The 23,333-nt window shown below is 41.0% G+C and carries 20 protein-coding genes and 1 tRNA gene; 12 read left to right on the plus strand and 9 right to left on the minus strand.

Annotated elements, in window-relative coordinates; genetic code table 11:
- Positions 1 to 6: 6 nt before the first annotated feature.
- Together NSMS1_RS23365 and NSMS1_RS23370 are read left to right on the plus strand one after the other, a co-directional pair.
- Positions 7 to 393, plus strand: a complete 387-nt coding sequence (locus tag NSMS1_RS23365) for a VOC family protein (RefSeq protein ID WP_224087102.1) — start codon at positions 7 to 9, stop codon at positions 391 to 393.
- A 289-nt stretch (positions 394 to 682) separates the two neighbouring features.
- The gene (locus NSMS1_RS23370) at positions 683 to 1,594 is read left to right on the plus strand and encodes an IS982 family transposase (protein WP_224085629.1); all 912 of its coding nucleotides are present in this window, start codon (positions 683 to 685) and stop codon (positions 1,592 to 1,594) included.
- 107 nt (positions 1,595 to 1,701) lie between these two features.
- On the opposite strand, the gene NSMS1_RS23375 is transcribed toward NSMS1_RS23370, so the two are convergent.
- Positions 1,702 to 2,694, minus strand: coding sequence for a DUF1517 domain-containing protein (locus NSMS1_RS23375; protein WP_224087103.1), 993 nt, complete (start codon positions 2,692 to 2,694; stop codon positions 1,702 to 1,704).
- Between the two features lie 1,122 nt (positions 2,695 to 3,816).
- Between NSMS1_RS23375 and NSMS1_RS23380 the strand changes: the two genes are divergently transcribed.
- On the plus strand, positions 3,817 to 5,052 hold the full coding sequence (locus NSMS1_RS23380; protein ID WP_224087104.1) for a glycosyltransferase family 4 protein: 1,236 nt from the start codon (positions 3,817 to 3,819) through the stop codon (positions 5,050 to 5,052).
- 1 nt (position 5,053) lies between these two features.
- On the opposite strand, the gene thiS is transcribed toward NSMS1_RS23380, so the two are convergent.
- A complete protein-coding gene (gene thiS, locus NSMS1_RS23385; RefSeq protein WP_224087105.1) occupies positions 5,054 to 5,266 on the minus strand; it encodes a sulfur carrier protein ThiS in 213 nt (70 codons plus the stop codon).
- Positions 5,267 to 5,358: 92 nt separating this feature from the next.
- The gene (locus NSMS1_RS23390; RefSeq protein WP_224095325.1) at positions 5,359 to 6,465 is read right to left on the minus strand and encodes a thiamine phosphate synthase; all 1,107 of its coding nucleotides are present in this window, start codon (positions 6,463 to 6,465) and stop codon (positions 5,359 to 5,361) included.
- Positions 6,466 to 6,919: 454 nt separating this feature from the next.
- Between NSMS1_RS23390 and NSMS1_RS23395 the strand changes: the two genes are divergently transcribed.
- Positions 6,920 to 8,581 (plus strand): DUF1565 domain-containing protein, encoded by a 1,662-nt coding sequence (locus tag NSMS1_RS23395; protein WP_224095326.1) that lies wholly within the window; start codon positions 6,920 to 6,922, stop codon positions 8,579 to 8,581.
- A gap of 142 nt (positions 8,582 to 8,723) precedes the next feature.
- On the opposite strand, the gene NSMS1_RS23400 is transcribed toward NSMS1_RS23395, so the two are convergent.
- Complete coding sequence (locus tag NSMS1_RS23400) at positions 8,724 to 9,362, minus strand: group I intron-associated PD-(D/E)XK endonuclease (RefSeq protein ID WP_224087106.1); 639 nt, start codon at positions 9,360 to 9,362, stop codon at positions 8,724 to 8,726.
- A 78-nt stretch (positions 9,363 to 9,440) separates the two neighbouring features.
- Positions 9,441 to 9,513 (minus strand) — tRNA-Arg (locus NSMS1_RS23405).
- 363 nt (positions 9,514 to 9,876) lie between these two features.
- On the opposite strand from NSMS1_RS23405, the gene NSMS1_RS23410 reads away from it, so the two are divergent.
- From NSMS1_RS23410 to NSMS1_RS23420, 3 genes are all read left to right on the plus strand, one after another.
- Complete coding sequence (locus tag NSMS1_RS23410) at positions 9,877 to 10,536, plus strand: Npun_F0813 family protein (protein ID WP_224087107.1); 660 nt, start codon at positions 9,877 to 9,879, stop codon at positions 10,534 to 10,536.
- Positions 10,537 to 10,786: 250 nt separating this feature from the next.
- Entirely contained in the window at positions 10,787 to 11,647 is an 861-nt protein-coding gene (locus NSMS1_RS23415; RefSeq protein WP_224087108.1) for a hypothetical protein, read from the plus strand.
- Positions 11,648 to 11,665: 18 nt separating this feature from the next.
- Entirely contained in the window at positions 11,666 to 12,898 is a 1,233-nt protein-coding gene (locus NSMS1_RS23420; RefSeq protein WP_224087109.1) for a hypothetical protein, read from the plus strand.
- 80 nt (positions 12,899 to 12,978) lie between these two features.
- Here the strand turns inward: NSMS1_RS23420 and NSMS1_RS23425 are convergent, their stop codons facing one another.
- On the minus strand, positions 12,979 to 13,920 hold the full coding sequence (locus NSMS1_RS23425; protein ID WP_224087110.1) for an ADP-ribosylglycohydrolase family protein: 942 nt from the start codon (positions 13,918 to 13,920) through the stop codon (positions 12,979 to 12,981).
- Between the two features lie 290 nt (positions 13,921 to 14,210).
- Here NSMS1_RS23425 and NSMS1_RS23430 point away from each other — a divergent pair, with 290 nt between their 5' ends.
- From NSMS1_RS23430 to sir, 3 genes are all read left to right on the plus strand, one after another.
- Positions 14,211 to 15,401: a transposase gene (locus tag NSMS1_RS23430; RefSeq protein ID WP_224087111.1), complete on the plus strand. Its 1,191-nt coding sequence runs from the start codon at positions 14,211 to 14,213 to the stop codon at positions 15,399 to 15,401.
- Between the two features lie 125 nt (positions 15,402 to 15,526).
- On the plus strand, positions 15,527 to 16,057 hold the full coding sequence (locus NSMS1_RS23435) for a porin family protein (protein ID WP_224087112.1): 531 nt from the start codon (positions 15,527 to 15,529) through the stop codon (positions 16,055 to 16,057).
- A 300-nt stretch (positions 16,058 to 16,357) separates the two neighbouring features.
- Positions 16,358 to 18,316: a sulfite reductase, ferredoxin dependent gene (sir, locus tag NSMS1_RS23440; protein ID WP_224087113.1), complete on the plus strand. Its 1,959-nt coding sequence runs from the start codon at positions 16,358 to 16,360 to the stop codon at positions 18,314 to 18,316.
- Between the two features lie 137 nt (positions 18,317 to 18,453).
- On the opposite strand, the gene NSMS1_RS23445 is transcribed toward sir, so the two are convergent.
- Entirely contained in the window at positions 18,454 to 19,665 is a 1,212-nt protein-coding gene (locus NSMS1_RS23445) for an LCP family protein (protein ID WP_224087114.1), read from the minus strand.
- Positions 19,666 to 20,139: 474 nt separating this feature from the next.
- On the opposite strand from NSMS1_RS23445, the gene NSMS1_RS23450 reads away from it, so the two are divergent.
- Entirely contained in the window at positions 20,140 to 21,039 is a 900-nt protein-coding gene (locus NSMS1_RS23450; protein ID WP_224087115.1) for an undecaprenyl-diphosphate phosphatase, read from the plus strand.
- Positions 21,040 to 21,154: 115 nt separating this feature from the next.
- Here the strand turns inward: NSMS1_RS23450 and NSMS1_RS23455 are convergent, their stop codons facing one another.
- Positions 21,155 to 22,114 (minus strand): alpha/beta hydrolase family esterase, encoded by a 960-nt coding sequence (locus NSMS1_RS23455; protein WP_224087116.1) that lies wholly within the window; start codon positions 22,112 to 22,114, stop codon positions 21,155 to 21,157.
- A gap of 264 nt (positions 22,115 to 22,378) precedes the next feature.
- On the opposite strand from NSMS1_RS23455, the gene NSMS1_RS23460 reads away from it, so the two are divergent.
- Complete coding sequence (locus tag NSMS1_RS23460; RefSeq protein WP_224095327.1) at positions 22,379 to 23,086, plus strand: 16S rRNA (uracil(1498)-N(3))-methyltransferase; 708 nt, start codon at positions 22,379 to 22,381, stop codon at positions 23,084 to 23,086.
- Between the two features lie 31 nt (positions 23,087 to 23,117).
- Here the strand turns inward: NSMS1_RS23460 and NSMS1_RS23465 are convergent, their stop codons facing one another.
- On the minus strand, positions 23,118 to 23,255 hold the full coding sequence (locus tag NSMS1_RS23465; protein WP_224087117.1) for a hypothetical protein: 138 nt from the start codon (positions 23,253 to 23,255) through the stop codon (positions 23,118 to 23,120).
- Positions 23,256 to 23,333: the final 78 nt, after the last annotated feature.

Below are 23,333 nucleotides of genomic sequence, written 5' to 3' on the forward strand. Positions count from 1 at the left end.
ATTTGTATGAAAACTATTGGTATCCACCACATAGCAATTATTTGTTCTGACTACGAACGTTCAAAAAAATTTTATGTAGATGTTCTAGGCTTTAAAATCATTAAAGAAACATTCCGAGCCGAGCGAGATTCTTATAAATTAGATTTACTTATTAATGATAATACTCAGATTGAGTTATTTTCTTTTCCCAATACTCCCCTACGAGTAAGTAATCCAGAAGCTTGTGGGTTAAGACATTTAGCCTTCTCTGTTGAAAATATAGAAGAGACTGTTACTGATCTAAAATTGAATGATATAGACACAGAGAATATTAGAATTGATGAGATTACAGGCAAAAGATTTACTTTTTTTAAAGACCCAGATAACTTGCCTCTAGAGATTTATGAGGTTTAAAAAATATAGTAGAGACGTTACATGTAACGTCTCTACATGGTTTTGGGTTTTACGCTTGTACCTCATCTACGCAAAATTTGCTGTATTTTTCTAATTTCTCTCTTTTTCAATCAGCAAAACAAGAATAAAATAACGTGAGTTCGATGAGAGAAGAAAGCCAGAAAGCTAGTATAAAAAGGAATTGGCGAACAAGGAAATCAAAGAACAGTAAAATTTATGGCAAGAGGGTGAAAAAAACATAAAAAAGACCGAGACTAAAAAATATCATTACAAAATCAGGGTCTCGGCTATGTCTACTATTGTATCTCGCCTCGATATTACACAAGTATTCTGTGATGTAGATGATTTCTGTAAACAGTGGGAACAGTTATGGCAAGTGATCCCACAGCTACCATCGATAACAGGAGAACGTCGTAGTCGCTCAAGGATGAGCATATCGGAAGTGATGACAATAGTCATTGCCTTTCATGGTAGTGGATATCGAACATTTAAGGAATTTTATACATTGCACGTACTACCTGGTTGGCGTGGGGCATTTCCCAACTTGGTGAGCTACAACAGATTTGTAGAATTGATGCCGTGGTGCTTAATGCTGTTGTGCTGCTTTTTGCATACAAGGACAGGAGAAATTACGGGAATTAGTTTTATTGATTCAACGCCTATTAATGTGTGCCATAATTGCCGCGCCCATGCACATAAAGTATTTAAAGGATTAGTAAATTGGGGCAAAAACTCGGTCGGTTGGCACTTCGGATTCAAACTTCATTTGATAATTAATGACCAAGGTGAATTGTTGGCATTTAAATTAACTTCTGCCAACGTAGATGACCGCAAGCCAGTGCCAGAAATGACTGAGGATTTGATTGGCAAACTGTTTGGTGACCGAGGATATGTTTCACAAAAATTATTTGAAGAGTTATACGAACGAGGTTTAGAGCTAATTACTAAATCCAAGAAAAACATGAAAAATCGCTTGGTCAAGTTGCTTGATAAAATTTTGTTACGTAAACGAGCAGTCATTGAATCAGTGAATGACCATCTCAAAAATATTTGTCAAATAGAACACTCTCGACATCGTAGTCCACTTAACTTTTTGGTTAATTTAATGGCAGGCTTGGCAGCTTATACTTATTTGCCTAAAAAACCATCTATTGATATTTATCCAAAAGACTTGCCTGCTCTACCTCCTGCCATTTTTTAGCTCCGTCGAACTCACGTTAAAATATCATCACTCAAATTAATAAAGGCGCAATCTCTTGCGCCTCTACTTGGTTATCTATTTAATGAGTCTTGAAAATGGTTATAAATTTACACCAACTTCAAATCAGGATACTCAGCAAATAAATCATCAGAAGTGAGAGTATCACCTTCAGCTTGGGGAGTCCACAACACCTCAATTGCTAGAAGTTGTTCAGCTGGAAGACTACCAATTTGCCGTAAAGCTTGGCGCAAGTCATCAGCGCTGTTAACGGCTGGGAGTTCAAATTTACCTAAAGTCGCCGCCAAGAGGGTGACAATAATATATTCGCCAGGGCCTTCAGTTATTAGGCGGGTTGGGTTATCTATTTCATCAGCCGCAGGTAAAGCATCTTTAGCACGCGCTGCTTTTAGCTGGTTGTTGACGTTAGATAGAGTTTCTTCAGTAAACTTACTGCGTTCTGCTAACGCTAGGCGATTAAATTGAGATTCTGCTGCATTTAACTTCGCTTGTTGTGTACCAGCACCCGCATATACCCAATATTCAGGGTGACGTAGTAAAGCTAGGCTGGCTTCTTGCAGCACTTCAGCTCGTCCTTGGGGGGAATTGGTATCAGCCGTTTCCGCCATGTGGTTGAGTTCTGGCTGCAAATCTCGCGCTTGTGCTAATAAGCCAACTTGCAAGCGACATACTGTAACTGTGGGGTTTTCGCTGTAACCAACATCTTCGCCTACTTCTCCACTGGTGGCGCGACGGAAGGCTTGTAATAGGAAATTAGCGATCGCAAAAAATATTAAGATGCCAAATAAACCGCCAAATCCTCCCCCAATACCCCAGAAAGGCAGTAAAAAGGGGAAACCAAAGCCACCACCAGGGTAGGGAGCATAACCATATCCTCCACCGCCATATCCACCACCATATCCACCACCGGGAGGTGAATAAGTGCGGCTAGAAGGCGCTCTAAAGGAACCACCACCAATTCGTCCACCACTGCGAGCTGCTAATGCGCCATCGGCGTGTCCCAACGCCAAAGCTAACACCAGTCCCAGTGTAACGACAGTTTTTAACAGAGGTTTGATAGTTTGTAGTAGTTTTTTAGGCATATTCACATTCGCTCGAAAAACAGTATCACTTATTTAATTCTTATCTTTTGGCAGAAGCATTGCAGTGCTTATGTGATGCCAGTCAGTAGTTAAGTTAGGGAGTTTTAGGATTGGCAGTAGCTCGGTGTATGTAGCTACATATTCAATCTACCGCGTCTTGCCTTGGCTAGACAGCAAACCAAGGGGGGATTTCTATTGCAGATAACCGTACCTCAAAAGTTATCCTCTATGAGAGAACTTTGGGATGAATTAATAATTACAGAGGTAAGGAGTTAGAAAATAATTTTTTGATTTGTTACGTATTTTCCTTTAAATTACTGAAATCCTCGGTTTATACTAATTCTCCCAAATTCAGCCACAGTCAAAGCCCAGCAAAGTCTGTTTACATCTAATCTTTGCTTAATTATAAATTATGTTTTGGTATTTTTTGATACTAAATATGGCAATTACTTATACTCTAATTTTCGTCAGAAATTTTTGTCTTTGTTTATCCTATAGGGCATTTTGGCATGATATTTTGATGTAAATAAGATATGCTTTTGCCCAGAAATCTTTTTAGTATTTTTTGTTTCAGTTCTCGATTGAAAAATACTAATATAATTCTTAACTTACGTTTTTTAATGTATTTGTTATTAAAATAACAGTTCGCAACAAAATATTTAATTAACAAATACTTCACTAAATTAATAAATTAATCTCTATATTTTCTCCTCTAAAATAGAGTTAACGCCAACTAATTTTTTTCGTTCATTAATAACAGTAACTATAAAGTTCAGGGCTACCAGCGTAATTTGGCTGGACAGGAATTTGTAAATTTTTATAAAGAAAAGCCAAAAATACTGAGATTTTTGCGGCGAATTATTGGCTAAACTAAAAAAAAAGGAGAAAATTAGATACAAGATCATTGTTTTATTCAGTAAATTTACTAGAAAAATATTAACTTTCTGAAAAGAGGTGTAAATAACGACAATTAATTTTTTGCTTACAAGTAAGTAATGAATTAATTTAGTACAAAAGTATTAGTTTGCCCTTTGATGAGACAAACAGACTCACACTAGTTACTTCGCTTTAGTTGCAGTTTGAATTATCACGACTTATCGAGTTAACTGTATTTGACTTAACATGGAAAACATCTCGCAACTGGCAACAACAATCCAAGACACGACAGCCTCCCCAGAAATTTTAGTAATATCGCGTCTTTTTTTGCCTAAAGAAGCTGTAATTGGGGAGTATCTTTACAATCGCTGTCTTCAAGATCCAGAACAAGTAGTTGTTTTGGCGGCTAGTTGTAGAGGGGATAAAGCATTTGATCAAGCACAACAGTTTCCTGTATATCGTTGGCCAGATGCTAAACATTGGCTAGGTAATTTTTTAGGAAGTTATTTACAACCCTTGTTTAATTTGGTGGCAACATTTGTTTTCGCAATCAAATTATATTTTCGTTATCACTATCGTTATATTGAATGGGGACACGGCTACGAGTTTCCCTCACTCTTATTATTGAGCTATATCCTACCCATACGTTTCTTTATTTACTTACACGGCAATGATATTGCTGGTATTTTATCTAATCCTTTATGGCGATCGCTTTTTAAATTAACCCTCAAACGTGCCGAAGGGATTGTGTGTAATAGTTCTTCAACACAAAATTATTTAAGAAATACCTTCCGCTTGCAAACCCCCACCCACGTTATCAATCCCGTAGTTAGACCAGAAAAATTTGGTTTGGGAAGCAATGGTAAAAGCTTAGAAGAACTAAGGGATGGTGAACGCCTACGTCAAATTTACAATATTCCCCAAACTGCTGTAGTCATTCTTTCTGTAGGACGCTTAGTCAAACAAAAAAGCTTTGATCGGGTTATTGAAAACCTACCATTACTCTTAACTATCGGTGTAGATGTTCACTACATTATCTGCGGTCAAGGCCCTTGTGAACCTGAATTAAAATCCTTAGCAGAGCGTTTGCGCGTAGATAAGCGGGTACACTTTGCTGGATATGTCAAAAACCAGGAATTACCAAGTTATTATGCTGCTTGCGATATATTCGCCATGCTGACTGCAACAAACACTAAAGCCAGCAACTTAGAAGGGTTTGGCATCGTTTACTTAGAAGCCAGTTACTTTGGTAAACCTGTAATTGCTTCACGCCACCCTTCTTTAATTGATGTGGTACGCCACGAAGAAAACGGCTTATTGGTAAATCCCAAATCTGGTTACGAAGTTTTTCAAGCGTTCAAACAACTGTGCCAAAATCAGCAATTGCGTGAACAACTTGGCCGCCGGGGTAAAGAATTAGCCAAACGCAAAACCCTCCATCGTTCCTTATACATGGGACAGAGTTTAGAGGTTAGAGCTTAAATCAACCACCGCCAACAATTGTCACTACCTCTAAGCGATCGCCTGATTGTACTTGAGTATGTTCCCAGAACTGGCGGTGTAAAATTTCCCCGTTATACTCTACCGCCACTAATCGGGGATTAAACCCCAATTGCTGAAGTAAAACGGGTAAAGAAGTTTGGGACACACAATTTTGTGTTTCCCCATTTACTTGTAAGGTAATTGAATTAGTCATTGGTCATTAGTCAACAGTCAACAGTCAACAGTCAAAAGGCTGAGGTTTTTTCCCTTTCGCCTTTCCCCTTTCACCTTTTCCCCTCTTCCCACTCAACCCCCTGGCTTAATCCGATTGAGTTGTGAGAGAAAATATTGTGTAACTAGGGTTGGTTGTTCAGCCTGCATGAGCGATCGCACTACTGCCACCCTCTCTGCTCCAGCATCAATCACATCATTGATATTATTGGCATCTATGCCGCCAATAGCAAACCAGGGAACTGAACTATTTTGAGCAGCATACTTCACATATTCTAAGCCAGCCGCCGCCTTACCTACTTTTGTTGGCGTTTCATATACAGGCCCCACGCCTATATAATCCGCACCTTCTACAATTGCCCTTCGCATTTCCTCTGCGTTAGTTGTAGAACGACCGATGACGCGCTGGGGGCCGAGTAATTGTCTAGCAGTGGCGATCGGCATATCCTGTTGTCCTAGATGCACACCATCAGCATCTACAGCTAAAGCCAAATCCACCCTATCATTGATGATAAATAAAGCACTGTAGCTGTGGCAAAGTTGGCGGAGTTTCGCCGCTAGTTCTAAACGTACAGTATCGTCTGTCTCTTTATCACGATACTGCACTACTGTCAAGCCACCTTTAAGAGCAGCTTCCACAGTTGGTAATAAATTTTCTGATGGGGAGGTAACAAGATATAAACGCGATCGCCGCAGCAGTTGATGGCGCTGATAACCCATCAAATCAGTTTCTAGGCTGTAAACCCGATACCGCATCTGCTTACAAGCCTGCCCCATTTCAGGGTGATAAAGCTTACCATACTCCTCCAGCACCCGCAAAGCTTCCTCCACACGACAGAAGTTAGCTTGTAACAACGCCTTAATACTTGAACGTTGTTCCTCCTGGGGATGGCTTAAATCAGTACCGGGATCGCCAGGGGTATCTCGTGCTGCCCGTAATTCTTCAGTGTGCCAACTAGCAACCTCTTGACGCAAATGCTTAAATTCCCCTGCTAAGTGGGCGCTATTTAAGCCAAAGCGACACCATTCTTCAATGATCCGTAACCCTTCACGCGCACGGTCTAAATTAGCATCTAATATACGGTACACAACTTGCTGGATTTGCTGATGTTGGCTGTATGGCTCCACCATTACAACTACCCCATTAGTAATGCTTCCATCGTAATATCCAGCCTCTTTCATATTTGCAATGTTTCTCGCATCATAGATTTGCATAAAGATTAGGTATTGGGTATTGGGATTGGGTACTGGGTATTAGATATTTAATATTAGGTGTTGGAATTGGGAAACTAGAAACATTTTTTGTAGTTCCCAGTCCCTAATCCTTAGTCCCTTTAACTACTTTGTATTCAAAATAGCCAATCGGTCAATATAGCGGATAACATAATCGACATACTGAAGTTTTTGAGTATGAAACTTTATTATTACTTATAAGGAGTGGTGTGAATTGATTTGCCCCATTTTGTTTAAATATCATTTTTTAAATACCTTGCGAGTTAAGCAAACTTCCCTGGAATTAGCAAGGTATGCAGTTTCTAGCTTGTCCATACTATCTACTCTGGGAGTATGTAGTATAACAGTCTTGGGTACTATTGGGGGCAGTGTTCTTGCTCAGATACCACCTGTAGCAGAGCAGATGCCTGTAAGTGAAACAACAATCTCTCAGGTTAATGTACTGTTTGTCAACCCAAGTGCTGGAGATGACACAGCAGGTAAAGGTAGTGAAAGCGCACCTCTGAAGACGATTACCCATGCTTTAAAGCTGGCTAACCCTGGCACAGTAATTAAATTAACTCCCGGTAATTACAGTGAACAAACCGGGGAGATGTTTCCGTTGATGCTCAAACCCGGTGTTTCGATTCAAGGAGATACCACGAGTAAAGGGCAGGGAATCATCATTCAAGGTGGCGGACAGTTTCTCAGCCGCAGTTTTGGGGGACAGAACGTCACCATCGTTGGTGCTAATCAAGCAGGCTTAACAGGAGTAACCGTAAGTAATCCTAACCCCCGTGGTTATGGTTTGTGGATTGAATCAAGTAATCCAGTTATTAGTGAAAATACTTTTACAGGCAGTACTCAGGATGGGATTTCTGTCACTGGTAATAGTGCTGCCACAATCACCAAAAACTATTTTTATCGTAATGGAGCCAATGGCATCACCATCGGCGGTACTTCCCCTGCTCAGGTAAGAGAAAATGTATTTGCAGAAACCGGGTTTGGCATCAACGTTGCTCAAAATGCCGTGCCAACTTTGGTAAGCAATCAAATTCAAAATAATCGCTCAGGGGTGATTGTCCAGGCCAACGCTCGTCCCATTTTGCGGAATAATTTAATTCAAGGTAGTAAAGAAGATGGCTTAGTAGCGATCGCTCAAGCAATGCCAGATTTAGGTAATGCTACTGAAGCAGGCGGTAATCAATTCAGCAACAACGCTAGATATGACATCAATGCTAACGCCGCCAAACAGTTAATTGTGGCAGTTGGTAACACAATAGATAATAAACGGATTGCTGGTAAGGTATCCCTCAACGCTCAGGATGCAGCTGTAGCTACTACATCTAGTAATGTGTTATCCCCTATCCCCAGTAACCAAGAAATTACTTTTACTGCCCCTACCGCATCTAATAATACTAATCGACCTAACCAGCGCGTAGTGCGTACTCAAGGTAACAGCCAGCTACCTGCGCTAGTATCAGCCGATTCACCATTAACTGTACCCAGATACAATCAACAACCACCAGTCCCCATTCCCAATGAAGCGACAAACAGAGAAATACCAGCAAACATTCCCACAGCAACCTCCAGAACCAAACTAACTCCAGTACCAACAGTTAGGACAGAGACAGCACAATTAAATTATGTGCAGGTTGATCCGCACACAATTGAGTTTGTTGCTCCTCAAGCCCCACAATCAGAACAAATCGTTAAAACTCAAACAGCGCCACCATCAACATCTGAAGATACTAATATTTTGCCAGTACCCACTAGTAATATTCCCTTGGGTAACACCCGCAATATGCAAAGGGTATCAGCACCGCAAACCACTACAACAGCTTATGGTGGCAATTACCTATCAACCAACACTGCTGCATCTGTACGCTACCGCGTCGTCGTAGAAGCCACCAACGACAGAGAGCAAGAAATAGTCAAATCCCTTGCTCCTGAAGCATTTTCTACCATCTGGCAAGGTCGTAGAGTCATGCAGGTGGGAGTTTTTAGCGATCGCTCTAACGCCGACGAAATGCAAAGAATCCTCAGCAGCAGTGGCTTAAGAACCATCGTTGAGCCTTTGAATTAAGTTAGCATCAGTATGGTGGGCATTGCCCACCCTCTCTTAATTACGAATTACGAATTACGAACTTGTACTGAGCGTAGCCGTACCACTTTCCTTCGGAACGCTCCGCGAACGTGGAAGCAAGCTACGCGGACGTAGAGAAGTATTACGAACTAGTTTTTGCCCAATACCCTCTAGGCGGCTTGTCTATCCCATAAGCTTTACACCATTTCTCTACAGCCTTATCAGATACACCCAACTCCTTACCGATTTGCGCTGTAGGTTTTTCCCAAACCAGTTTTTCTAACTCTTCCTTAGACGGTCTAACTACTTTTCTTGTCAAAACCCTGGCTTCCAAATTCACTTTCCTAGTTGTTAAATCAACACCAAACTCCTTATAAGTTCGCTTAGGTGCTTCTTCCGTAAACTCTGTAAAATCTTCCCACCAGTAAAAGGGATTAGGAGATTTAGGTGGTTTTGTTCTAATACCGCAACCACCAAACTTTATAGATGGATATACAACTTTGTTAATATCTGGCAAATAAACTCCATAAAAATCAAAGTCATCCGAGTTATATTTCCTCTCATGACAACCATTTTTATCTGCCCAATTAGTCTTATTTTTGAGAACACCAGTGCTGCTGTATTTTGCTTGAATCCTATAAGATTTCCCATCTTTATAGGCTATTAAATCAAAAGGTGCGTGTTCAGTTACCACTGGAACAAAAACTGAATACTCTTTCTCAACTAAATCAGCTATCACTTTAGCTGCTGCTAAATCACCCTTATCTTTTGTATGGTGCATTTAGTGATACTCAATATTCTATCAATATTGAGTAATATATCATACAAAAGCTTACTGAGATTAGATGTTTAGACCTAACGAGCGCGGCAGGGTTCGAACCTGCGACCAACGGATTAGAAATCCGTGGCTCTATCCACTGAGCTACGCGCCCAAGTTAAAACTAGGCTCCTATTAGGAGTCAACCAGGAAATTATATCGTTTTTTTTACTAATAAGCAAACAAAAAATTGCAGATTTCCCAAAAGCAAGGCTAAGATGCTAGTCGCCAGTTAATTGATTTAGATTAAAAATGCGGCAAATTGGCTATTGATTAGCTATATTGTGTGGTCGATGGATGGTTATCTGCGTCTTGAGTTTAAACCTCACTGGATAAATTACCTTTGGTAAATTATGCGACAAATACCAGCCAAACTGAGCATACATCAGGTAAGTAATCGCACTCTTGGCGATGCTGCCAAATCAGACTATAAATCGCTTATCTACAAAGCCCCTGTGAGGAGTTAGTTGCTAGTGCCATGTTTATTTTAAAACGGCAGGATGTTGAAATATCAAGCATTCAGCACCCAAAAAAGGATCAGCAAGTGCCGATCCTCCATTATCAGGGGCAGACTTTTCGCTTGATTAGTGTGTTTAAAGCTGGACAAGAAGAAGAGGCTAGAGCCTTATGGAGAGATTTAACTGATAACCGAGGTAAAGCTTGTGTCTTGCTGGAAGAACCAGATCGCTTTAGCGTTTGGGGTAAGGTACGCTTAGACCAGTTAGGTAATGATACTGGTGGTCACAATAAAAGCGGGGTGTTTGTCCAAGCTAGTATTTTGCTTTTGCAATCTGTCTACATGGATATTGAAGATTTCCTGGGAACCAAGCAAGCTGCACTCTTTGAAAAAGAGATTGCTGAAGTCATGCGAAAGCAACAGTTCCCTGAAACTTCTTCCATTGAAGCAGTGAAATATTGGGTAGCAACTAATCCCTTAGAAGCCGCTAAACTCCCAGCTTGGAAAGAAAATCATGTTTCCAGTTTTTTACAAGAATTATATAAATTAGGAAAAACCTACTTTGGTAACGCCAACTTCGCCCATCAAATAGCTGATAAATTACAAGATATGCCAGAAGGTGAGCGATCGCTCTTTATCTCTTGGCTAAATCAATCTTCACTGAGTAAACTGTGGCAATAGCATAAAACTTGTAGAAAGAAAAGTACCTAGCGGTAGGTGCTAAATCAGTGCTGAGTACCCCTTGAATTTTGGATTTGCGATTTTAAATTTTAGATTGTTCAATCCAAAATCCGTCTTGAAAAGTTTCCTACGGCGGGAAACCCGCCTACAGAACTTTCCGCAAAATCAGAAATCTAAAATTACTACCTCCTGCCTCCTCTACAAGTTCTTGCACAACACAATCTTGCCAGAGTGCATTTAGTCAAACCCTATGAATAGTTCTTACAAAAATTCGGCTCAAGTTAGTAAATCAATTTTCAACACCCAGAGCATTGTTTTAGCTGGCATTGGTTGGGGTGTACTGGCACTGTTATACTTTTTGTTATTCAGTGCCAAAGTCCCTGGGCCAAATGGTACGGAAAGTCGGGCTGAATGGTATGTGCTGGGTACAAATATTTTTGAAGCCTTAGCCTACCTAAGTGCCGGAATATTGTGCTTACGGAATTGGCGCAGTCCACAAATTATGAGCAGTCGTAATGTGTGGCTGGCGATGGCCATAGGTATGATTTCTTATTTCTTGGGGGGGATATTTTTTGGCTATACAGAAATAGTTTTAAAAGAAGAACCGGATGCGTCGATCGGTGACGTGTTTTTTGTATTAAGTTATGTATCTCTAGGCGTAGGCATGATTTTAGCGGTAGCTGCTAGGCGAATTAATCTAGAAAAATGGCAATGGCTTATTGTTCTGGCAATTGGAGTGTTCGGCAGCTTGTTGGCATGGTGGATTTCTATGCAGCAAGGAACAGCCCCAGAAAACACAATAGTCACAATTTTGAACTGGTTTTACATAGTCAGCGACGTATTGTTATTAATCATCGCCACCACTCTGTTATTAGCTTTTTGGGGCGGGCGTGTTTCTCAATCCTGGAGAATGATTGCGGCTGCCGCCTTTTCGCTCTACATTGCAGATATGTGGTTTAAATACGCATCTCAAAATCCCAATTATCAAAGTGGAGAAATATTAGAAGTGTTTTGGGTGTTTAGTGGAGTGTTATTTGGTATGGGCGCAGCCCTAGAATATGACGCATCATTAAGCCGGACTCGGCGGGAGCGAGGAAGAAAACGAGCATAGAAAAGATTGGTATCTACCGTGAGAAAACTAACGAACTCTGACAAACAAGAAATTCTCAAGCTATATCGAGAAACTGCTGAAACGACCTCAACCTTAGCAGAACGCTATGACGTGAGTAATTCCACAATTAGCCGCCTGCTTAAAAGCACGTTACCAGAAGATGAGTATGAATATCTTGTTTCCTTAAAACGTGCTGCTAGGACTCCTGAAGGCAGAGCGCAGGTAAGTTATGACCAAGTTCCTTTCTTGACTCAAACAGAGCCAGAAGCACCTGCTATCAGTGAGAAGGTTGAGCCACCCCAACCAGCAATACCGGAAGTTGAACCGGAAGAAGACAAGCCAGCCCCAGTCATTAGAAGGACAAGGCAAGCCGCTAAAGCCGAACCTTCACCTGTAGAGGAAGAAAAGCCAACCCCGGTAATTAGAAGGACAAGGCAAGCCGCTAAAGCCGAACCTTCACCTGTAGAGGAAGAAAAGCCAACCCCGGTAATTAGAAGGACAAGGCAAGCTGCCAAAGCGGAACCTTTACCCGTAGAGGAAGAAAAGCCAGCCCCAGTCATTAGAAGGACACGGCAAACACAACCAGAGTCCTTTGCTGAGGATGAGGAAAAGCCAACCCCAACTATTAGAAGGGTAAAACGACGTTCAGCATCGGAGGAAGAAGAGAGGGAACCAGTAGCACGGCAATTGGAAATCCCAATCGTAAAATCCCAGGAAATCCCCAATATTTCCCATCCTTTGCTAGAAGACGAAACTGGTGAAGTCACAGCACTGGCCCAAATGCTAGGTGAAGACTTACTAGACGAATCAGAAGACTTGGATGATTTAGATGAAGACTTAGATGATGATTTAGATGAGGAGGACTACGAAGACGAGGAAGACGACTTAGAGGAATCAAGACCTCTAGTTACCAGAAGAAGATTTGGGGAGGCTCCAGTCCAAGTTTTACCCCTATCTGTGGCATCTTTACCCAAGACTTGCTATCTGGTAATTGACCGCTCCTCAGAATTAATTACGCGACCCCTCAAAGACTTTGGTGATTTAGGGCAAATTCCTAACTTGGAAACCCAGCAAAGAACACTGCCAATCTTTGATAATCACCGTGTTGCTAAACGCTTTTCTACCAAGCGCGATCGCGTAATTAAAATTCCCGACAGCAAAATGCTACACAAAGCCCGTACCCACCTGCAAGCTAAGGGTATCACCCGCCTGTTAATTGATGGTCAGGTTTACTCTTTGTCTCTGGTATAACGCAAAGGACACGGTTATGCCGTGTCTTTTGTTTGGGGAAAGGGGAAAGGGGTAAAATAACTACTGTCAACTGTCAACTGTCAACTGCCAACTGCCTCAGCAAAACGATTAGCTAAGTTAACAATGTCTTGTTTCCGGGCAATTTGCTTTACCCACTGTTGAGGGATACATTCTATTCCGTAGTAAATTCCTGCTAACCCACCTGTTACCGCCGCCGTTGTATCTGTGTGTCCTCCCAAGTTGACGGCTTTCAATACAGCCTCAGAGTACGAAGAACTGTTTAATAAACACCATAGCGATGCTTCTAGGGTGTCTATTACATAACCACCAGAATTTATCTGTGCTTCTAATAACTGGGCGATTTCTCTACTGAAGACTCGATGAAAGTGCGGCTGTTCTCGAAGGTATTCTTCAGCCGAATAGATTTTTTGAATATTTTCTAGCCCTTGTACATAGGCTGTTGGCAGATCAGCGCCTTTGAGAATCTCAACTGCAATACTAATGTAAATGCCGCAGGCCATTTTGGCACGGCGATGAGCGTGAGTGATGGCTGACACTTCATGAACACGCCAAATTAACTCAGCAAAAGTTAAATCTTTATAACAAAAAGCCATTGGCAAAATTCTCATTAGAGAACCATTACCATTACTCATTTCACTAATTCCCCCAGCATGTAACGGGGAGATTCCTTGCTTAAGACGCATAATTACGGCATGAGTGCTTTCACCAAGACCGAATAGTTCTCCACGGGGTGTCCAGTAAGCGTGCTTGTACCAACGCCGAAAAGAATGTGCGATCGCATCTAATGAATAACCCCTACATAGACTTTCTGCTAAACAAAATGTCAAGGAACTATCATCAGACCAAGTTCCAGGGGGTTGATTCCATCTACCGTAGCCTAGCATCTTTGTCACCGGAGATTTTGCTAGTTCGGCGCGGCTAGTAGACTCTACTGGCACACCCAAAGCATCACCGACACATAAACCTATCAAACCAGATAAAGTTTTTGGAGCGGTTAGCATTATCTAATCTCCATGTAGACTATCAAAAATTTACTTTATATATTTTCTGGAAATCTTGTTGCCATAGTTGTTACATCTCAATTAGTCATTGGTCATTAGTCCATAGTCCATAGTCAACAGTTAGGGGAAAGGGTAAGGGGTAAAGGATTGAATTTTTCCCTTTCTTACTCATCTCCCCCCACTCCCTATCCCTACTCCCTGACAGGTGTAGGTTTTTTACAAGAGTGTGAGCATTCATTCACGCTTGACAGAAAATAAAAGCAGACTGACAAAGTGAAACAGAGGCTCAAATGCTGAAAAATGAGTACCTCAAACAATGGACAAATATAGTGTCACAGAAAATGCCACATCTGACGTTACCACAAGTGGTAGGGCTGGCAACATGGAGTTTTGGCATAGTGATGACAAGATCAAGTAGCTTGAGCAAAGTGTCAAAATTCATAGCTCAAGTCAACTCAGAAAAGGCAAATACAGTACGTCAAAGATTAAAAGAATGGTATGAGGAAGCCTCTGCCAAAAAAGGGCTTCATCGTCGGACTCTAGATGTAAGTAGTTGTTTTGCGCCATTGCTGTTATGGGTGATCAGTTTGCTACCTACCAATATCAAGCGTATTGCGCTAGCACTAGACGCAACCAGTATCGGCAATAAGTTTGTAGTCTTATCAGTAAACATACTCTTGGCGGGTTGTGGAATCCCGATAGCATGGTGTGTGGTCAAAGCACATGAGCCAGGAAGTTGGAAAGGGCATTGGCACAATCTGCTCACAGCAATCAAAGATGCCATCCCAACTGAGTTTGATGTCATAGTCACTGCTGACAGAGGACTGTATGCTTGTTGGTTGTATGAATTGATTGTGGCTGCTGGCTGGCATCCGTTTTTACGTATTAACCATCAAGGAACTTATCGCCTGCCATCTGGGAATACATGGCATCCACTAAAAGATGTGGTTTGTACCCCTGGAACATCTTGGTCAGGTCGAATTATTTGCTTTGTCACCAATCCCGTTGAATGTACATTGCTTGCCCGTTGGGATTTTGGTTACAAAGACCCTTGGTTGATTTTGACTGACCTTGAACCCATGAGCGCCTCTGCACTCTGGTACGGTTTACGTCCTTCTACAGAATGTGTTTATCGGGATGTCAAAGGAGATGGTTGGGATTGGCATCATACTCGTTTGCTCTCACCACAACGTGCTGAACGTTTGTGGTTAGCCATCGCTGTTGCCACTCTTTGGATGGTGATGCTGGGGGGCGAAGCGGAAAATCAATCTTCTCCCCCAACTCTCGAACAACTTCCACCTCGACATGTTGTCTTTTCTCAGCCTTTCCACCTTCATCCTCAGCGTCAGATTTCTTGTTTTTTGTTAGGCCTGTTGACCCTGATTGCTGATTTACTCAACCATCTTCCTATTCATCTTCCCAGTTGGAGTGCTTTTCCTCATACTCCTGTTGACGATTTCTTTTGCTTCAATTCCTCCTAATTGTAAAAAACCTACACCTGTCAGATCCCTACTCCCCACTCCCTTTTTTCTAAATATTTATGGAACCTTTCCGTATATTTTTCGACTAATAAGATAACAGCAAAAAAACAAAAATTTTCCAAATTATGAAGAATATACTCAAGTCTTTGGTGACAATCTCTGCATTGTCTTCAATAATAATTGCGCCTATTTTAGTTAATGCTGGTCAAGCATCTGCGGAAACTAAAAAGGGTACTGATGCTAGTTATGTTGGTGCTGGTGTGGCTGTCGGTGTAAGTAATGGTGGAAATGATTCTGGTAACTTTGGCGGTAATCTTACAGGCCGTCTCAAACTAGGAAATACACCATTTTCTGCACGCGGTAATGTTATTTGGAATGATCAGACAAGTGCTATCATCCCAGAAGTTTCTGTAGATGTACCAATTGCTAATCGCACAAATGCGTTTGTTACTGGTGGTTATTCCTTTGTAGAAAAAAATGGTGCTAATACTCCCATTGGTAACAGAGATGCTGTAGTCGTAGGTGCTGGAGTTGAATCAGAAGTTGCTAAAAACTTCTTGATTTACACCAACGCTAAAGTAGGACTTCGTTCTTACCAAAATGATGATGCTTCTGCTGTCAGCATCAATGGTGGTATCGGTTATCGGTTTAAGTAAGGGTGAAGGGGGTAGTTCGGCTACGCTCACTTACTAGGGGATGAGGGAGATGAGGAAAAAATAATTTATTACTCAGGACTCATAACTCATCACTCTCTACTCCTACTCCCTACTCACAAATACAAAAAGCTGGTTTAATTAAGTGTAGAATCACTGACTAAGCCGGCTTTTTGCTGTGTTAAAATTGAGGTATTCTTCATATTTCCGACCGGATTACCGGGAAAGTGTCAGCCAAAAAACTTTGCTGATTTGCTAGTTCGGCGCTAGCCGATGCCTTATTGAGAATCCTATACAAATCTGATGGTTAAATCTGCTCCTCCTCCTACCACAAGCCGTAAGCCTTCCAAAGTCGAAGGACTGAAAGAAAAGAGTAATTTTTTACGTGAACCTGTAGCAACGCAAATCCTTGAGGATACGACTCATTTTACGGAAGATGCAGTACAAATCCTGAAGTTTCACGGTTCTTATCAACAGGATAACCGGGATAATCGTGTCAAAGGTCAGGAGAAAGATTACCAGTTTATGCTGCGGACAAAAAATCCAGGTGGACTTGTCCCGCCGCAGCTTTACTTGGCTTTAGACAAGCTTGCTGATGAATATGGAAACCACACCCTACGAGTTACAACTCGTCAAGGGTTCCAAATGCACGGGATTTTAAAGAAAAATCTTAAAGCAGCGATCGCTACAATTATTAAAAACTTAGGTTCAACTTTGGGTGCTTGCGGCGATATTAACCGCAATGTTATGGCTCCCCCTGCGCCTTTCAAAAATCGTGCTGAATATCAGTACGCTTGGGAATATGCCCAAAATATCGCTGACTTACTGTCACCCCTAACCGGCGCTTATTATGAAATCTGGCTTGATGGCGAAAAAGCCATCAGCGCCCAAGAAAGTCCAGAGGTAAAAGCCGCCAGAGAACGTAATGGTAATGGGACAATCATCCATGATACTGAAGAACCTCTGTATGGCACTTACTACATGCCACGTAAGTTTAAGGTAAGTGTGACTGTACCAGGGGATAATTCTATTGATTTATATTCCCAAGACTTAACTTTAGTCGTTATTACCGATGCACAAGGCAACCTGGAAGGATTCAATATCTTTGCTGGTGGCGGTTTAGGACGGACACACAACAAAGAAGAAACCTTTGCACGACTAGCTGATCCTATTGGCTACGTAGCTAAGGAAGATGTGTATGATGCAGTCAAGGCCATTGTTGCCACGCAACGAGATTATGGCGATCGCACTGACCGCCGTCACGCAAGGTTAAAATACTTAATCAACGATTGGGGTGTTGATAAGTTCTGCGCCAAGGTAGAAGAATATTTTGGCAAACCTCTAGAACCTTTCAAACCATTACCAGAGTTTAAATATGACGATTTTCTGGGGTGGCATGAACAAGGCGATGGTAAGTTATTCTTGGGTATTTCCATCGAAAATGGTCGGGTAAAAGATGAAGGTTCATTCCAACTGAGAACCGCCTTACGGGAAATCGTCGAGCAATTTAACTTACCCATCCGCCTGACACCTCATCAAAACCTGATTATTTACGAAATTGACCCAGAGAACAAGCAAGCCATTCAAGAAATTCTTAATCGTTGTGGTGTCGTCTCTGACCCCACCACCATCGACCCGTTAATCCGTTATGCAATGGCTTGTCCAGCTTTGCCTACCTGCGGTCTAGCCATTACCGAATCGGAAAGAGCCATCCCTGGTATTTTAGAAAGAATCCGCGTTCTTTTAGATAAAGTGGGTTTACAAGATGAACATTTTGTAGTAAGGATGACAGGTTGTCCTAACGGTTGCGCCCGTCCTTACATGGCAGAACTAGGTTTTGTTGGTAGCGCCCCAGAAACTTATCAAGTATGGTTGGGTGGTTCACCTAATCAGACACGCTTGGCACAACCCTATGTAGAGCGGTTGCACCACAACGACATCGAAAGCTTACTAGAGCCGATTTTGGTTTATTTTCAGAAATCGCGGCAACCTGGAGAAAGCTTTGGTGATTTTTGCGATCGCGTCAGTTTTGGTGCTATCCGCGAATTTGCCGCCCAGTACCAACCCCAAACCACACCAGTCACCATAGAAGCAGAAACAGAAACGTCCCAGGCTGCTTCTAGACCCCGTAAAGCCAGATATCGGGTCAGCCTACATGATGATTTGTACGCCAAGCTCAAATCCACAGCTACAAGTCAAGGTAGATCAATGACTGACTTGGTAAGAGATGCGTTAGAGGCTTACTTCCAAAATCAGCCGTAACTTGTGAAATTCACTCCTGGTATAGTTATTGAGCTATATCAGGAGATTTTCATAACTTTTATATCAATTTTTCTGAGTGCAGAATGTGAGGTTAAGCAATATTTAACCAACAGTCCGCATTTTGGCTCCATACTTAACTAATGCTGAAGTTTTGCGGTTAAATCTGGCTTGACAACAACAGTGACATCAGAAAGAATGTCTCCAATCGAAGCAACCTGCACCTGACCTATACCCAATGTACTACTAACAATATTGGCGGCATCTGGATTGCCATGTTGGGCAATAATTTGAGTTTTTTGTGCAGAATCTTCACTTGTCTCAATCTCACGGTTTGCAATGTAAACATTCCTGAATCCATGTTTTTGGAGATAGGAAACAACACTTACTGCATCTGCTTGATTACCTGTGCCATTGACTACAGCAATTTTTAAACTTGGCGATTTAGTTAAATTAATATCTTGATCTGGAACTTTTGCATTAGCAATATCAAAATAGTTAGCTAAAATCTTCGCTGTAGCTTGGGGAGAAGAAATCCAGTAACTAGCATGATATTCCTCCTTACGGCTGAAGCGTCCAGGTAACATCATTAAGTGTAGCTGGTGGCGATCGCTAGCTAAAATAGTTTGAGCAACAGCCAGCATCTCTTCTACAGATAAATCAGTATCTACGTTGTATTTTACTACCTCTAAAATTTTGGGAAGCTTTGCCAAACTTTCTGGTTTGAGTAATGTCAGTAAAATATCTTTGAGAACTTCCTGCTGTCTCTGTACGCGACCAATATCTCCCAAAGCATCATGGCGGAAGCGAACGTATTCTTGTAGATGCTGCCCATTTAGTTTTTGTTTGCCTGGAGAAAAGTGAATGCTGAGGTGTTGAGTATTATCTGTATAGTCCATCTGTTTGGGAACATTTACCTCCACACCCTCTAAGGCATCTACCAAGTGAATAAAGCCTTCAGTATCAACTCGGACATAGCGATCAATAGGAATGCCTGCTAACAAATTACTAACAGTATTAGCTGCTAGTTTTGGCCCACCTCTAACATTCGCATCATTGATTTTATCAATTCCTCCCCCATTTAAATGCACCAGTGTATCCCGTGGAATTGATAAAACATTTATTTGATGAGTATTTGGCACTAACCGAATTAACAGCATTGTGTCACTGTTTCCAGATAAAGCCTCAACAGGGGTAAATTTGTTTTGATGTGGATGCCCAGAATTGTCAATGCCAAGAATTAGGATATTAATAGGGTGTTCTAAAGTAGCGGGAATAATTCCTGTTAGCCTTGTAGGATTCTCTGACAGTTGTGAAGAAGCAGCATGATTTTTTAGTGGAGTTAGACTCATTAGACAAGTAAAAACTCCTCCAGCAGCGACAAATAGTATTGTAAAAATTCCCCATAAATAGGGTTGCCGCCATAATAATTTAGATTTCGGTATACTATCTTTTTTCTTCACCACTCACCTTTACATAAGTCTCAATAATCAACTATGAGAAATATCTGCCAACGCTGTTATACTCAATAAAAGTTATGTTAAGTGGCTGTTTCACTAACTAAATAATTAAATACTTAATTGTATTTTAAGCTACTTGACGAAATAGAATAGCAGGTATTGCCGCAGACTTCCCTATTTAGTGAAATGCCCATCACAATATAAGCATGATTAGCAAAAAACTAGCTAATTTTTATATAAAACTTGTAGAATTTAATATTTTATTACACTTCATATAAATGACATACATTAGTTACAGCAAAGTCATAGCTATTAGTTAATTTACCGATATTTTATTAAAAGTAAATTCTCTAAGCCTGACAAATTATGCTGTTTTTGGCAATAGCAAATGCAAACTGTGGCAGTGGTAGCGAAGTAAATCTAGACTTTGTTAACCTCGGCTGGATACAAGTTATCTTTTTGGGTATTGTTCAAGGCATTACAGAACTGTTGCCAATTAGTAGTACTGCTCATTTGCGGATAGTACCGACTTTATTGAGAATGCAAGATCCTGGCTCTGCTTTTTCAGCAGCTATGCAGTTAGCTAGCTTAACTGCTGTTTTGGTTTATTTTTGGCAAGACTTAAAGAAGTTAACAGGCGAAACATTTAGAGCTATTACTGGACAAGACTATCAATCTAGTTCTTTAAGGCTGATGTTGGGCTTATTGCTAGGAACTCTACCAATAATTATCGCAGGCGTAATACTCAAGCCGATTCTCAATGCCTGCAATTCCCCAATGCGAGGATTAATTGTTATTGGTGCAGCCTCTATTATTATGTCTGGATTGTTAGCGATCGCAGAAAAGTGGAGAAGAGGTAATCGTACATTTGACCAATTAAGCCTTTGGGATGGCATTTGGGTAGGAATTGCTCAAGCCTTTGCTTTGATTCCCGGTGTTTCTCGTTCTGGTTCCACTCTAACCGCAGGGCTGTTTTTAGGCATGGAACGAGAAACATCAGCGCGATTTTCTTTCCTGTTGGGCTTACCAGCAGTAATTTTAGCTGGTTCTGTAGAAGTCCACACCCTGTTTAAAGCTGGGCTAAGTGCATCTGGCTGGTTGATTTTATTAGTAGGTTTAATCTCTGCTAGTATTTCTGCCTTTCTAGCAATTTGGGGACTTTTAAGCTATTTGGAAAAACACAGTACTTGGATTTTCGTTTTGTACCGTTTTGTCATGGGTATATTTTTAATAGTTGGTGTAATGCTTGGTTGGTTCCAGAATTGATTAAGATTATCTACAGATGGTTTTAACTATCGTTATGACAAAGCTCCTCTTATCCTGAAATGGCTCAGAATTTAACGCTTATGTGATTTCAAATTGTCAGCAAAACAGATAGATTTCATTGCCGATTTACAGGCAAACTGTGACGTTGAAAAAAGTCCCAAATAGTTTGACTGGCATTCAAGCCAAGCTTCGCATTAAATTTATTGAGATTATCATCAGTTGAAGCACCACCAGGCCAGAAATGACCACCGTTAATTACTGCTACCTGCCAGACTTCAGAATTGTTAGTACAACCTGTGTAGATAGAATCTTCAACTTGATCTGAAGAAAACTCTGAAGAGCGAAGCGAGGAAGTACATTGATCGTGGGAGCGCCAAAAATCTACCATGTCTGAAATAGACATTAATGCTCCTCGTTGAGTATGGTCATCCCCTTCATAAAGTACATCATGATCATTTGTACCGTTAATCATCAACATTGATATAGAAGTTTGGGGTTGACAATTAGGCTTAAGTCGAACAGGAAGCGAACCAGCTACTGATGCGAAACCAGCAATTTGATTGGATAACTTACAAGCTAGTGCTTGAGTAAGTATTGCGCCTCTAGAAAAACCAGTGGCATAAATTTTGTGGCTATCAATATTAAGTTCCTGTTGAAGATGCTGAATCAAACTGCTGATAAATAAAACATCATCTACCTTTTCTGTAGAGTTAGCTCTTAAACTCCATGTTTGGTTGAGTGCATCTGGATAAACAACAATAAAACCTTCTTGCTCCGCTAATTGATTGAAACGAGTAACCTGACTGATGGACTTACCATTACTATCATCCCCATGAAATACTAAGACCAGTGGCATTGAACGTTGTGAATTATATGATTTGGGAATATAAAGATAGTAGGTACGTAACTTTCCCTGGTTATACAATTTTCCGTAATTATTACCCTTAAAAATTATTTCTCTAGCTGCTTTTGGTTGTTGGGAACTAACCAAACTGCTGCCTATAAATAAAGTTATTAAGATTATAGATATCAAAAAGCTTTTGGGGAATTTGAAAATTTGAGAAAATGTATTCATTTTAACTTAATACATTTATGTATTTAGACAGCTTAAATAACTTATTAAAGTTTGAGATTAGCTAAGTTGTTGCTAGTGTAAAATACATACAAAAAAATATCTAGTAGCATAAAGTCATATTTCTAGTATGACTAAAGTTATATGAGGCTATCTTACTAATAAAATTATGTAAATCCAAATATAAACTACTTAAACGCTCATGATATTGTTCACTTGGCAATCATGATGAGTCCTATAGCAGGTTTCCATAGCATAGAAAAATTGATGTCTCAACTGCAACGGATTACGATCGCACCTTCCCAACTCCAGCAAGACCTAATTGTACTCACTCCCCAGCAAGAACATTATTTAAAACGGGTGTTACGCTTGCGTGAGGGCGATCGCTTTATAGTTATGGATGGACTGGGTAAATGGTGGTTAGCCAGTCTCAGCAAAGAACAAGCCCAAGTCTCAGAAGAATTAACTGTAAAGACAGAATTACCTGTAGAAATCACACTGCTAGTTGCTTTACCTAAAGGTAGTGGATTTGATGAGGTTGTCCGCAGTTGTACGGAGTTAGGAGTAAGTTGTATTGCTCCTGTGTTGAGCGATCGCACTTTACTAAATCCCAGCCCTCAAAAACTAGAACGTTGGCGACGCATAGCCGCAGAAGCCGCAGAACAATCAGAGCGTGCGTTTGTACCAACGATTTTAGAACCAATGGCTTATAGTGATGCCATAAGTAATACTACAGCAACTCATCGTTATATCTGTGAAGCGCGTGGAGAGCATCTCTATCTAAAAAATTTATTGACACAAACTTCTGAGGAAATTGTAATTGCGATCGGCCCGGAGGGAGGATGGACAGACAAAGAATTACAGCTTGCTGTAAGCTTTAACTTTCAACCAGTATCTTTAGGACAACGAATCTTGCGTGCAGTCACAGCCCCATTAGTAGCCTTATCCTTAATTAGCGCAGCTTGTGAAGCATAGGTAATACCAATTCAAAATTCAAAATTCAAAATTAGAAATCCAGACAGAACAAGGCTTTGAGACTGTGTATTTGTCGCATTCTTCTTTCAAATTGGTATAAGGAGTGCTGAGTGCTGTTAGCGGTAGCAGCGCGTTTAGCGCGTGCTGATACTAAGTTGCGTTCAGACATAGTATTCCTACTCCCCACTCCCTACTCCCAGCCCAAGATACTATCTTTGATTGCAACTTGGTATGAGTTATGAGTATG

The sequence above is a fragment of the Nostoc sp. MS1 genome (assembly GCF_019976755.1).
GTDB lineage: Bacteria > Cyanobacteriota > Cyanobacteriia > Cyanobacteriales > Nostocaceae > Trichormus.